We start from the raw sequence: 12,911 nt of genomic DNA, 5'->3' as shown, positions 1-12,911 counted from the left end.
TTTAATCTCTTCCCTGATCAGTTTGTCGAGGGGCTTATTGTCGAAGAACTGGGGAAACATATGGAGGGATTGCCCTGTAAACCCAAGGCCGTTGATGATCATGGCGACAACAGCCTCGCCATGAGACACGTTCCATTCGTCGGACACCTTTGGGGCGCGCCTGTCTATATGCTCGGCGATCCCCAGCTCTTTACACATACCCGCCACCAAACCGAGGTGATCCATGACCTGAGTGCTGTACTGAATAGGAGGCATAATACGGCTTCCTGAAGTTGGCTTATCTGATAAATAGCAGATATCGGGAAAATATCAGGTTAGGTGGTGAATGTCGGTGGTTACAGAGGCATGACATATTATTATCAGGTCAGTAGTGTACTCTCAATAGCACCAATATTTTTCATTACGCTTAATATTGGCTTTCTTGAATTCCGCTGTCTGCTCAGAAGTCAGTCGTTGATAACGGGCACTCTTAATAAACTCCCAACCCTGCCTCATGGATCGGTAAGGCATGGTATGACCCCGTGCCTGTTCACAAACCATGACTTCATGGAATCCACGCCAATCCAGATATCCCACCAGACTCTCACTGGTATCAGCGAACTCCACCAGCGGGACTTTATCTTCTCCCCGGGTACCATAAGTGATGTAGGCACGGTAATAGTTATCAGGAGCCTGACTGAACAGAAGGGAAAACCAGGGTAACTGCCCTCCTGAATAACTGGCTATTGCTGCAATATAGTTAGATCGCAGCCTGCCCATTGCTGCACTCTGAATACCTCCGGCACTGAACCCCATGCTGTAGATCCGCTTTTCATCGATGTCGTACAGCTGCTCTGCACAGGCAGCAATTTGATCCGCCAGAAAATAATCATTTTCCAGACCCGTCGTTGCAGGATTCATGATGTACCAGGGTAACGCAGCTGGTGCACCGGCATGTGGCGCGACGACAATCCCGCCTTCACGAACAATTTCATCAATGACAGAATGACCTAAAACACGATAAATCTGTGACCAGTCTTCATTGGAGCCATGCCAGTAATACACCAGCGGACCCTGCTTTTCTTTCGCCTTCACAGGGTTCAGAAATATCCTGACATCACGCCAGTAAAGCCAGCCGTAGCGAATCGTATTATCCTCGTCATTCACAAAGTCGTAACAGCTCCAGGAGGGCTCTGGCAATATAGGCCCGGTATCGGCACTTTGCGCAGCGGCAGACTGCAACGGTTGACTGGCCGGATTCCATTGATGCATATAGTCGGCCAATAACTCTTCTGATAACCGACCGGAAGAACACTCCAGCGAACGGGTTAAACACCATCGGTTAAAATTTTCCAGGAAGATTTCCCGGTGGTTCAGAATTTTGCGGCCCCATTCAGTGTCTCTGAATTTATTCAACACACGATCAAACAGAATTTTGAGTCGGATATCTGAATCATTTTTATTCATTAATGTGGCAAATGCAGAAAGATCATTAACACTTAGAAGCTCTGGCTTACATTCTGCCTGCTCCATGCACCAACCCTCGATACCGGTAATCATCTGCTGACGGTATTGCCCGATCTGCTCAGCCAACTGTCGATCTTCCAGACCACCCAGTATCTGATCAATTCGATATTGAATTTTTTCCTGAGCAAACGCGGAGGTAACCAGACAAACACCTGCTAATAAGCCAACTCCTATAAACCTGACCATTTTCTCCCTCCCTGGAGATAGGTAAATCAGAAACTCAGCCGCCTGATGTTTTCCTTCATGCAGGCATTGTACAAATCACCGTCCTCCGGAAAATCCTGAAGGATGATATTGGCTCTTCGGCCTGATAACTGTGCTGAATTATTGATGTATTGAAACTGTCCTGACGGGTATCGGATGGTAGCGACCAACTGCCTCAGGTTTTGTGGCCATCCGGGTAATAGCATGGTTTTAAAGTCACTCTCTGCAGCCGTCAGAATCAGCTGGGCAACATGAAACTGACTGTTACTTCTTCGCTTTATCTCCCCAGCTACTTCATCCAGCAGAGGATAAGGCTTGTTTTGATCGTGCCAGGGATTGCTGATAGCGCTCCATTTCGACCAGTTGGGAAACCCTCGACTCCAGAAGCCGGAGACAAAAACCACCTGATAACCATTATTCTGGAACTCACTGATCGCAGTTGACGGAGAAAGGGATTCTGGCGCCAGACGCCCAGAAAAGTTAGCTTCCATAAGTGCGAACAACTCTTCTTCATCGGCTCGGGTCATGCCATGGGAGTCGTGAACATGAAAGATCACAATTTCACCAGGCCTTTCATCGAGAAAGCGTTTCAAATCAGCCACTACTGAAGCCATTGATGCACCTTCAAGACCGTGAGCTGTCACCAGCTTGCCATTAATCTTTCTGGCTCGAATATCAAGATAGCGCGCCCCTGAAAGCAGCTGGTTATAGACAGTCATGGACTGAGTGATTCCCCACCATTTCATTACCTCCTTGATAGGCAAAGCTAACAATACGCCCACCTTGTCGAAGATCTCCTTAATCGGTTTATCCATATCGGGATCCCGGGCTGACAACAATGAAATGGCATAGCTGCCCGCATTATGTGTACCCAACATACAAATCTGATTTAAAGGCGTGGATTGGTTGGTGTAGAGATCTGTCATCCAGCGAGACGAGTCTGGAATACCCTGAGTATCGGCAGGCCTCGACACCAGGTTAATGCCATAATTTTCATCGTAACGACCCGCTTGCTCCAGCCTTATATCAATGGCATTCAACAGCGACGTTGAGAATGTTTTTTTGCTGCTCCAGCTCCCCCAATAAGAAGCTTCATGAATGACCAGTTCTTCTCCCTGATTCACAGGACGACACCAGGTACTACCCCAGCCTAACTCATGAGGCTCACCGGACTCTGGAAAGACAGTGCGCCCATTCTTCTCAACGGTTAATCCAATGCTGATATAGTTGACGACTGCGTAGAAAACGCCATAAAGGTTGTTTTCAACACAGAACTCCCCTCTCTGCGCCCCATGACTATTTACAATAAAAATGCACAGAAAAACCCCTGTAAGAACACGTCTCATGCCCCGACCTATTAGCAATCCAGCTATCAGGGTTATCGGCCGCTGACAAAACAGCCATAAGCCTTTTCATAAACTAAGGAGAATTCTTCAGAGTAAGACGCTGTTGATTAAAGCAAGACCGCAGGAGAACCCTGCAGCCTTTGGGATGAGAAAAATATTAATACGGGCAGGTGTTAGAAAGAATCCCCGGGCACTCTTACCCAGCCTTCCATAAGAACCCTCGCACTGCGGCTCATAATGGCTTTTGTTACAGACCACTCGCCATCAGCCTGCCTCGCTTCAGCACCCACTTTCAATGTACCTGAGGGATGGCCAAAGCGAACAGCGTTACGCTCACCCCCACCCGCAGCCAGATTGACCAGTGTTCCGGGAATAGCTGCTGCAGTACCAATGGCTACTGCAGCGGTTCCCATCATGGCATGGTGAAGCTTGCCCATGGAAAGAGCACGAACCAGAAGATCGATATCTTTGGTTGTCACTTGCTTGCCACTTGAAGAAAGGTAATCTTTTGGCTTGGCAACAAATGCGACCTTGGGAGTATGCTGTCGCTTGGCTGCTTCATCAATATGCTCAATCAGCCCCATTCGAACCGCCCCGTGAGCACGAATCGTTTCGAACTTCGCCAGCGCTTCCGGATCACCGTTAATAGCTTCCTGAAGCTCGGTACCGTTATAACCAATTTCTTCAGCATTCAAGAAAATAGTGGGAATGCCTGCATTAATCATGGTGGCGTTGAACGTACCTACACCGGGGACTTCAAGATCATCTACCAGATTTCCGGTAGGGAACATAGCTCCATCACCATCGGCAGGATCCAGAAACTCAACCTGAACCTCTGCTGCCGGGAAGGTCACACCGTCCAGCTCAAAGTCACCGGTTTCCTGAACTTCGCCGTTAGTCACAGGTACATGGGCAACAATGGTCTTTTTGATATTGGCCTGCCAGATGCGTACGACAGAAATACCATTTTCGGGCACACGACTGGCATCCACCAGACCTTTGCTGATGGCAAAAGCACCCACTGCTGCGGTCAGATTGCCACAGTTCCCGCTCCAGTCCACAAATGGCTTATCAATGGAGACCTGACCAAACAGGTAATCCACATCATGATCTGGCTGACTGCTTTTCGACAAAATAACGGTTTTACTGGTGCTTGAAGTCGCACCACCCATACCATCGGTCTGTTTGCCATAGGGGTCAGGGCTACCAATCACACGCAGCAACAGGTTGTCCCGGGCCTGGCCCGGAACCTGTGCGCGCTCAGGGAGATCTTCCAGACTGAAGAAGACCCCTTTACTGGTACCACCACGAATATAGGTAGCAGGCACCTTGATCTGGGGGACAAATGTCGCTTTCATATTTTTTTCAACATCCATTATAACCAACCACTCCTGAATTCAATTAATCAACCCTGAACCTATCCAACTTATGACTCTCAAGATGCAATATGTTATGATTCTTTTAAACGATACTCGCTAATCAATTTCATAATTTCCTCTCTGTCTCGACCTGAATCTTTTTCCATAAGAAAAATCACATATTCAAAAGCATTCATATTATTTTGAATATCTTTTATATTCAGGTTTGCTCCACTAGCAATTAAATAACCAACCAACTTGTAATCGGAGAATAATATAGCGGCATTGATTGGGGTTAATCCATCAACATTTGAGGGTTTATCTATATCAGCTCCACTTCTTATAAAGATATCTAATATTTCATACCTTTCAAACTCGTCTTCAGTTCCAAACAAATATGAAAGACCATATGTTTCGTCAAGCTCTTTAGCATCATTTTTACTTGTAAAATTATAAAGATATAGTTTGCATAAAGGCTTCGGAATTATAAATGCATTGTTATCAACTGAGCAAATGATCCTTTCATTAATGCTTAACGAAGATATGTAAGTAAAAATAAATCCAAATATAAGTATTGGGGTTAATGTCACCAATAAGATAGCCTTTTTCATACTAACCCCAAATAATAGAATTTTCTTTATTAGTGTCGTATGTTATGAACCCTGAGAAAATACCCCTATTTCTCGCTGTGCCATTAAGATGCATAATTAGAATACTAGAAAACGCTCTTTCTAAATCTCTTCTAACGATTTCATAGATTTTAACTTTTAATAGATCACTTGCAACTGCATGACCGAACCAATGCTTAAAAGACTCTTTGGCAAACTTATCCATAGCCTTTTTCATTGTTAGACTTGGCTGCGTCACAGATTTAAAGAGAACATCAACAAAACCTAATGCATAGGAAGCATCTATGGCTTCAAGTAAAAGCCCTTGAGCAAAGCTTCTCATCCGATTATTTATTGCTAGTTGATCGACAATATGCTGCTTTGATTTAAAAATAAACTTGAGTACTGCAATTTTTTCTTCGTTATTTAGTATGAGCTCACTGTCATTGAATGTTTTTAGTGTGATACATTTTCTCATACCTACCCCTTTTCACTCTTTTTTGTGCAACACATAAGGTTGACTTTAGGGACGCCAAAAGGCGTCCTCTTGAAAGCTTTTTTTGTGGAGTATATGGAAAAGTGGTTATCTAAACCACACCTTCAGCCAAAAAATCCTTGGCAAACCGCTGCAGTACACCACCGGCCGCGTAAACAGAAACTTCTTCTGCAGTATCCAGACGACAGGTCACAGGCACTTCCAGCGTTTCACCATTGGCACGATGAATCAGCAGCGCCAGAGTAGCTCGCGGTGTACGCTCACCAATTACGTCATAGGTTTCAGTACCATCCAGACCCAGAGTCTTACGGGTGGTGCCTTCCTTGAATTCAAGAGGCAGAACCCCCATACCGACCAGGTTAGTACGGTGAATACGCTCAAAGCCTTCGGCTACAATCGCTTCAACACCGGCCAGACGAACACCTTTTGCCGCCCAGTCACGAGAAGATCCCTGACCATAATCCGCACCGGCGACAATGATCAGAGGCTGCTTACGGTTCATGTAGGTTTCAATGGCTTCCCACATACGAGTCACTTTGCCTTCGGGTTCCACACGAGCCAGAGAACCCTGAACAATCTCCCCATTCTCCTGAACCATTTCATTCAACAGTTTAGGGTTGGCAAAGGTAGCACGCTGAGCAGTCAGGTGATCCCCACGGTGTGTTGCGTAAGAGTTAAAGTCTTCTTCCGGAAGACCCATCTTATGCAGATAGGCACCTGCTGCACTGTCCAGCATAATCGCATTAGATGGCGAGAGATGGTCAGTGGTGATGTTGTCACCGAGCACTGCCAGAGGACGCATACCTTTCAACGTGCGCTCACCGGCCAGAGCACCTTCCCAATAAGGAGGACGACGTATGTAAGTACTTTGTGGACGCCAGTAGTACAGAGGACTCTCTGCTTCCGTGGACTTACCCAGATCAAACATTGGGATGTACACTTCGTTGAACTGCTCAGGCTTCACACTCTCAGCAACGATAGCGTCAATCTCTTCATCGCTTGGCCAGATATCTTTAAGGGTGATCGCATTCCCTTCCTTGTCAGTACCCAGCACGTCTTTTTCAATATCAAAGCGCATGGTACCCGCAATGGCATAAGCTACGACCAGAGGCGGCGAAGCCAGGAAAGCCTGCTTGGCATAAGGATGGATACGACCATCAAAGTTACGGTTGCCGGACAACACAGCTGTTGAATAGAGATCGCGCTCAATCAGCTCTTTCTGGATTTCAGGATCCAGAGCACCACTCATACCATTACAAGTAGTACAGGCGTAGCCGACGATACCGAAACCAAGCTTCTCCAGCTCAGGCAGCAGCCCAGAATCTTCAAGATAGAGTCGGGCAACTTTAGAACCCGGAGCAAAAGAGGACTTAACCCAAGGCTTACGAACCAACCCCAGCTCGTTGGCTTTACGGGCTACAAGACCTGCAGCCACAACATTTCGTGGGTTACTGGTGTTGGTACAACTGGTGATGGCGGCAATAATAACAGCACCGTCAGGCATCAGGCCTTCTTTCTCTTCTGCCTGTGCTTTGTCCAGATCCACAGCAATGCCGCGCTCTGCCAGATCAGAAGTAGGCAGACGACGATGGGGATTGGATGGCCCCGCCATGTTACGAACCACCGTAGACAGATCGAACTTGAGGACACGCTCGTATTCAGCAGCCTTCAGATCTTCAGCCCAGAGGCCTGTTGTCTTGGCATAGTTTTCAACCAGAGCAACCTGCTCTGGCTCACGCCCGGTCAGCTTCAGGTAATCGATGGTTTGTTCATCGATGTAGAACATACCCGCAGAAGCACCAAACTCGGGCGTCATATTAGAGATAGTGGCACGGTCACCAATAGTCAGGTCCGCAGCACCGTCTCCGAAGAATTCAAGATAAGAGGAAACAACCCGCTCTTTACGCAGGAACTCAGTAATGGCCAACACAATATCAGTGGCCGTAATACCAGGCTGACGCTTGCCTACCAGCTCAACACCAATGATATCCGGCAGACGCATCATGGATGGGCGACCCAGCATAACGGTTTCTGCTTCCAGACCACCTACACCAATGGCGATAACACCCAGTGCATCTACATGAGGTGTATGGCTGTCTGTACCGACGCAGGTATCCGGGTACGCAATACCTTCACGAGCCTGAATCACCGGAGACATTTTCTCCAGGTTGATCTGGTGCATGATGCCGTTACCGGCCGGAATCACGTCAACATTTTTAAACGCAGTTTTGGTCCACTCGATAAAGTGGAATCGGTCTTCATTACGACGATCTTCAATCGCACGGTTCTTTTCAAAAGCTTCTGAATCAGAGCCACCGTGTTCAACAGCCAGGGAATGATCAACAATAAGCTGGGTGGGAACAACTGGGTTAACTTCAGAAGGGTCACCGCCCTGCTCTGCAATAGCATCACGCAGGCCAGCCAAATCTACCAGAGCGGTTTGACCGAGTATGTCATGACACACTACACGGGCAGGATACCAGGGAAAATCCAGATCACGCTTGCGCTCAATGATCTGTTTCAGGGAGTCTGTCAGGGTTTCAGGATTACAGCGACGGACGAGCTGTTCAGCCAGTACTCGTGAAGTGTACGGCAGTGTTGCGTATGCACCAGGCTGGATAGCTTCGACGGCTGCACGAGTGTCGAAATAATCCAGCTGGGTGCCCGGTAATGGTTTGCGATGTGCAGTGTTCATAACTTCAGGAACTCATCGAAAAGTAATAGCAAGATAGTCAACCATTGCTGACTATCTCTTTTTTATTGTATTTTTTGCTTACAGCCCGACCTCACAATCAGGCTTCCATCCTTATGGACGATCTTCGATCGCTACCCACTCAGACGTTTCAGGGCCAGTGTAATCAGCAGAAGGACGAATAATACGATTATTAGCGCGCTGCTCCATGACGTGAGCAGTCCAGCCAGATACACGTGAACATACAAAGATCGGCGTGAACAGTTTGGTTGGAATATCCATGAAGTTATAGGCTGAAGCGTGGAAGAAGTCAGCGTTACAGAACAGCTTCTTTTCGCGCCACATGACAGCTTCAACACGCTCGGAAACAGCGTACAGATACTCATCACCTACCTGATCAGACAGTTTCTTGGACCACTCTTTAATAATAGCGTTACGTGGATCAGACTCACGATAGATCGCGTGACCAAAGCCCATAATCTTGTCCTTACGAGCCAGCATGCCCATGATCTTTTCTTCGGCTTCATCAGTAGAACGCCAGTTCTCGATCATCTCCATAGCTGCTTCGTTCGCTCCACCGTGCAGAGGTCCACGCAGGGAGCCAATAGCACCAGTGACACAGCTGTGAATGTCAGACAGAGTGGAAGCACAAACACGACCGGTGAAGGTAGAAGCATTGAATTCATGCTCAGCGTACAACACCAGAGATGCGTGCATTACTTGTACGTGCAGAGGCTCAGGCTTTTTGTCATGCAGAGTCCACAGGAACTGTTCAGCAATGGAATCCGCTTCGGTTTCTACATTGACACGCAAACCTTTGTGACTGAAGTTGTACCAGTAGTTGATCATGCCCGGGAAAATGGCCAGCAGGCGATCAATGTGGTCCAACTGCTCAGAGAAGTCAGCTTCAGTTTCCAGGTTACCCAACATGGAGCAACCGGTACGCATAACGTCCATTGGGTGCGCATCGGCAGGAATCTGTTCCAGTACCACTTTCAGGGCATCTGGCAGCGCACGCATACCTTTGAGGCGAGTCTTGTACGCATCCAGTTCAGCCTGATTTGGCAGCTTGCCGTACAACAACAGATACGCCACTTCTTCAAACTGAGCTTTGTCTGCCAGTTCCTTGATATCAAAGCCACGATAGGTCAGGCCTGAACCGGTTTTACCAACGGTACACAGTGCAGTTTCGCCAGCTGACTGACCACGCAGGCCAGCACCACTTAATTTCTTCTCTGCCATGATAGTTCTCCGTTCTTTTTATTGAATGAGTTTGTCAGGTAGATGATAAAACTCATTGTGGTGATCAATGGTTTAAACAGTTTGGAGGTTGCCGGGCTCAAGCCTTTACGACAACCTCCTCTGCATTTATGGATTTAAAAACTCTTTGGTTTTAACCAGCAGCTCACGCTCCTGGAAGGTCATCATGCCGTCAGCAATAGCGCCACTGTTACCGTCACGCTTTATGACATCAAGCACTTCTCGCATGGCTGTCACCGCTGCACGCTGCAAATCTGAAGGTATAATGATTAACTGATAGCCCATCGCTTTCAGATCATCAGTCGGCACCAGTGGTGTCTTGCCACTGTAGAACATATTGATCAGTTTCGGGCCTGGGGCCTGCTTGGCAATCTCTTCAATTTGTTCAATCGATTGTGGCGCTTCAACGAACAGCATGTCTGCTCCCGCTTCAACATACGCCTTGGCTCGTTCGATAGCATCGTCAAAACCGGTTACAGCGATAGCATCTGTTCGAGCAATAACGGTTACATTACCTGCATACTTGGCAGCGACGGATACTTTCTTGCACATTTCTTCAGTCGACACCAGGGACTTCCCATCCAGGTGACCACAGCGCTTTGGAAACTCCTGATCTTCCAGATGGAAGCCACAAACACCTGCGCTTTTGAATAATTCAACCGTGCGCTTAACATTAACCTCATTACCGAAGCCAGTATCAGCATCAGCAATAACGGGAAGTGAAGTCGCCTCACAGATTTGACGTACACGATCGACTACTTCTGTCAGAGTCAGCAGTCCAATATCAGGTACACCTGTGCTTCGAGCTATTGCACCACCGCTGCCGTACAAAGCAGAAAAACCGGCCTCTTCACCCAGACGAGCAGAGATTCCGTCGTATACACCCGGGGCGGTCACAATGCCTTCTTTGGCAATCAGTCGATTTAGGGCGTTATCTTTATCGCTCATTTCACTTCCTCTTTTTATCTTGAAAATTTTTTTATCCCTGTGGGGGCAAAAAATTATTTCATTCGCTCACAGCTGTTTATTATCTCGAGCGTACTGCACGGACAGTATGTCTAGCTCATGGGCTGGTTATTGGAATCGATAAACTGTTCAATCTCTCTTCTGGCTCTCGAAATATGCCTGCGCATCAGCATTTCAGCTAATTCACCATCCCGGTCCTTGAGAGCCTTGAAAATCATTTGATGCTCAGCCAGTGCTTCTTCAGGCCGAGCACGACGTCCTGATGTTTTTCGATACATTTGAATCAGGTGATAGAGCTCATCACAGAGTGATCGGATCAACCTTTGATTGCAGGAACCATTAATCACACGGTAATGGAAATCCAGATCACCTTCCTGATCTATGTAGGACTGACCACTGTGCTCATGAATATGGCTGGCGTGTGTTTTCAGCAAAGACTCCAGATCCAGTAATTGCTGATCAGACATGCGAGTAGCCGCCAGACGAGCGGCCATTCCCTCAAGTGCTTCTCGAACTGCGAAGATTTCTGACAACTCGGTTTGAGTAAGAGTGACAACCCGGGCGCCAACATGGGGGGCTCGAACCACCAGGCCCGCTCCCTCAAGCTTTAAAATGGCCTCACGAAGAGGGCCACGCCCGACTCCGTATTTTCTCGAGAGCTCAGGCTCGGAGATTCGGCTGCCCTGACTTAAACGACCTGAGATAATATCCCCGATCAGCAGGCCTGCCACCTCCTGTGCTTGTGTGCCGACACGTACAGCATCGTTTGTCGAGTTCGTTTCAGCCATAGAAATTGTTTACAATATTTTTGTTTGGAGCCATTTATACATTAATTCAGCCCCTTTTTACAAATTATTGTTAACAATCTGACAAATGCAAACATTCATTGATCTGAATACAGGACTCAACTGAATAAAAGCGCACCTTTTATAGTCTGTCTGACAGTTGACAACGGCCTGCCAACAGCAATAAAACTCCAGAAAAGCCCGTAGCGCCGGTGGAACTCTGAAGGTAGAATGCGCGTCTGATCTGACCCAGGATTTTTATGCCTTTTATGAAAGAGCTATTCATCGTTGAACTGGACTACCTGAGTGATTCCAGCCCCTATTTTGAACCTTTTAGCGAGCAACCCTGGGCGTGTTATCTGGACAGCTGCTCTTCCTCTTTCAAAAAAGAACCCCACAATCGTTATGACATTATTACTGCCAACCCATGGGCCGTGGTCACTGTAGACGACAAAAATTCAATAAAAGTCATAAACCATGTAACCGGTGAAACCCACCTGAAGAATAATCAGTCCCCGTTCACGGTTCTGGATGACCTATTAGGCACCATGACAAAAGTAGACGATACCGAACTGCCTTTCACTGGAGGGGCGCTGGGATTCTGGGGATATGAACTGTGCAGCCTGATCGAGCCTGAAAAGATTCAACCCAGACAGCTGGAGACACCGCTCATGAGTGTAGGGCTCTATCACTGGGCCATCATTTGTGACCACCACCAAAAGAAAACGATCTTTTTCAGCCATCCCGATATGCCTGAAATTGATCGAGACAATACGCTTGCCAGGATTAAAAAATCCACTAGAGCAAGAACCACCACATTCCAGCTTCAGGAAAAGTTCTCGACCACCATCAGTGAGACAGAATATGAAGAAGCATTTAACAAGGTGCAAGAGTACATATTGGCAGGTGATACCTACGAGGTGAATCTGACCCAGGAATTCACCAGTCGTTACAGTGGCGATTGCTGGCAAGCCTACAAGCATCTCAGAAAAGTAAGCCCTGCCCCCTATTCAGCCTATCTTGCTCACCCTGGCATTACGGTATTAAGCCACTCTCCTGAGCGATTTATCAGAGTAACCAATCGCAACGTAGAAACTCATCCCATTAAAGGTACCAGACCTCGCGGACAGTCACCGGAAGAAGATCTGGCGCATGCAGAAGAATTGCTGGCCAGTGAGAAAGACCGCTCTGAAAACCTGATGATCGTAGACTTACTGAGAAATGATCTGGGTAAAGTCTGCAAACCTGGTAGTATCAGAGTCCCAAGGCTGTTTGAGCTAGAAAGCTATACCAATGTGCATCATCTGGTCAGCACGGTAACCGGCGAACTCAGCGAGAAACACAGCATTCTGGAATTAATGGAAGGATCTTTTCCAGGAGGGTCAGTGACGGGAGCACCAAAAATCAGATCTATGGAAATTATCCGGGAACTGGAAGCTACCTCTCGTAATGTCTATTGCGGCGCTATCGGATACATCAGCTGTAATGACAAGATGGATAGCAGCATTACTATTCGAACACTTGTCGCACAGAATCACAAACTGCATTGTTGGGGGGGAGGCGCCATTGTCGCTGACTCAGACTGTCATCAGGAATATCTCGAATCGGTTACCAAGGTAAAAAACCTGATGACAGCGCTTGAAAGCTTCTGCGAATAATCGGCCCGCAGGAGCCTGTCGGACTTAAGGAA

11 protein-coding genes are annotated in these 12,911 nt (G+C 47.4%); 1 reads left to right on the top strand and 10 read right to left on the bottom strand.

Features of this window, described 5'->3' with window-relative positions:
- The 10 genes from GZ78_RS25485 to GZ78_RS25440 all read right to left on the bottom strand — a co-directional run.
- The coding region (locus tag GZ78_RS25485) for a DUF4277 domain-containing protein (protein ID WP_034842903.1) at nt 1-255 on the bottom strand (255 nt) is incomplete at its 3' end.
- A gap of 123 nt (nt 256-378) precedes the next feature.
- Entirely contained in the window at nt 379-1,692 is a 1,314-nt protein-coding gene (locus tag GZ78_RS25480; protein WP_034842723.1) for a hypothetical protein, read from the bottom strand.
- A gap of 26 nt (nt 1,693-1,718) precedes the next feature.
- Nucleotides 1,719-3,056 (bottom strand): phosphatidylinositol-specific phospholipase C domain-containing protein, encoded by a 1,338-nt coding sequence (locus GZ78_RS25475; protein WP_034842721.1) that lies wholly within the window; start codon nt 3,054-3,056, stop codon nt 1,719-1,721.
- 173 nt (nt 3,057-3,229) lie between these two features.
- Nucleotides 3,230-4,432, bottom strand: a complete 1,203-nt coding sequence (prpF, locus tag GZ78_RS25470) for a 2-methylaconitate cis-trans isomerase PrpF (RefSeq protein ID WP_236631694.1) — start codon at nt 4,430-4,432, stop codon at nt 3,230-3,232.
- Between the two features lie 74 nt (nt 4,433-4,506).
- Nucleotides 4,507-5,025 carry an ankyrin repeat domain-containing protein gene (locus GZ78_RS25465; RefSeq protein ID WP_034842719.1) on the bottom strand — a complete coding sequence of 173 codons (519 nt, stop codon included), beginning with the start codon at nt 5,023-5,025 and terminating at the stop codon, nt 4,507-4,509.
- A gap of 1 nt (nt 5,026) precedes the next feature.
- Entirely contained in the window at nt 5,027-5,500 is a 474-nt protein-coding gene (locus GZ78_RS25460) for a hypothetical protein (protein ID WP_051786550.1), read from the bottom strand.
- Between the two features lie 109 nt (nt 5,501-5,609).
- Nucleotides 5,610-8,213 carry a Fe/S-dependent 2-methylisocitrate dehydratase AcnD gene (gene acnD / locus GZ78_RS25455; RefSeq protein ID WP_034842716.1) on the bottom strand — a complete coding sequence of 868 codons (2,604 nt, stop codon included), beginning with the start codon at nt 8,211-8,213 and terminating at the stop codon, nt 5,610-5,612.
- Nucleotides 8,214-8,324: 111 nt separating this feature from the next.
- Nucleotides 8,325-9,452 (bottom strand): bifunctional 2-methylcitrate synthase/citrate synthase, encoded by a 1,128-nt coding sequence (gene prpC / locus GZ78_RS25450; protein ID WP_034842714.1) that lies wholly within the window; start codon nt 9,450-9,452, stop codon nt 8,325-8,327.
- 126 nt (nt 9,453-9,578) lie between these two features.
- Nucleotides 9,579-10,418, bottom strand: a complete 840-nt coding sequence (locus tag GZ78_RS25445; protein ID WP_051786549.1) for an isocitrate lyase/PEP mutase family protein — start codon at nt 10,416-10,418, stop codon at nt 9,579-9,581.
- A gap of 110 nt (nt 10,419-10,528) precedes the next feature.
- The gene (locus GZ78_RS25440) at nt 10,529-11,224 is read right to left on the bottom strand and encodes a GntR family transcriptional regulator (protein ID WP_034842711.1); all 696 of its coding nucleotides are present in this window, start codon (nt 11,222-11,224) and stop codon (nt 10,529-10,531) included.
- A gap of 257 nt (nt 11,225-11,481) precedes the next feature.
- On the opposite strand from GZ78_RS25440, the gene pabB reads away from it, so the two are divergent.
- Nucleotides 11,482-12,879: an aminodeoxychorismate synthase component I gene (pabB, locus tag GZ78_RS25435; protein ID WP_236631693.1), complete on the top strand. Its 1,398-nt coding sequence runs from the start codon at nt 11,482-11,484 to the stop codon at nt 12,877-12,879.
- Nucleotides 12,880-12,911 lie beyond the last annotated feature (32 nt).

The sequence above is a fragment of the Endozoicomonas numazuensis genome (assembly GCF_000722635.1).
GTDB classification, from domain to species: domain Bacteria; phylum Pseudomonadota; class Gammaproteobacteria; order Pseudomonadales; family Endozoicomonadaceae; genus Endozoicomonas_A; species Endozoicomonas_A numazuensis.
This window is presented reverse-complemented; position numbering and strand designations above follow the sequence as displayed.

What these genes read in the sequence shown, in the direction of transcription:
- GZ78_RS25480 (WP_034842723.1), bottom strand. Translation starts at nt 1,692, where the DNA reads ATGGTCAGGTTTATAGGAGTTGGCTTATTAGCAGGTGTTTGTCTGGTT.
- GZ78_RS25460 (WP_051786550.1), bottom strand. Translation starts at nt 5,500, where the DNA reads ATGAGAAAATGTATCACACTAAAAACATTCAATGACAGTGAGCTCATA.
- prpC (WP_034842714.1), bottom strand. Translation starts at nt 9,452, where the DNA reads ATGGCAGAGAAGAAATTAAGTGGTGCTGGCCTGCGTGGTCAGTCAGCT.
- GZ78_RS25445 (WP_051786549.1), bottom strand. Translation starts at nt 10,418, where the DNA reads ATGAGCGATAAAGATAACGCCCTAAATCGACTGATTGCCAAAGAAGGC.
- prpF (WP_236631694.1), bottom strand. Translation starts at nt 4,432, where the DNA reads ATGGATGTTGAAAAAAATATGAAAGCGACATTTGTCCCCCAGATCAAG.
- GZ78_RS25465 (WP_034842719.1), bottom strand. Translation starts at nt 5,025, where the DNA reads ATGAAAAAGGCTATCTTATTGGTGACATTAACCCCAATACTTATATTT.
- GZ78_RS25440 (WP_034842711.1), bottom strand. Translation starts at nt 11,224, where the DNA reads ATGGCTGAAACGAACTCGACAAACGATGCTGTACGTGTCGGCACACAA.
- pabB (WP_236631693.1), top strand. Translation starts at nt 11,482, where the DNA reads ATGCCTTTTATGAAAGAGCTATTCATCGTTGAACTGGACTACCTGAGT.
- acnD (WP_034842716.1), bottom strand. Translation starts at nt 8,213, where the DNA reads ATGAACACTGCACATCGCAAACCATTACCGGGCACCCAGCTGGATTAT.
- GZ78_RS25475 (WP_034842721.1), bottom strand. Translation starts at nt 3,056, where the DNA reads ATGAGACGTGTTCTTACAGGGGTTTTTCTGTGCATTTTTATTGTAAAT.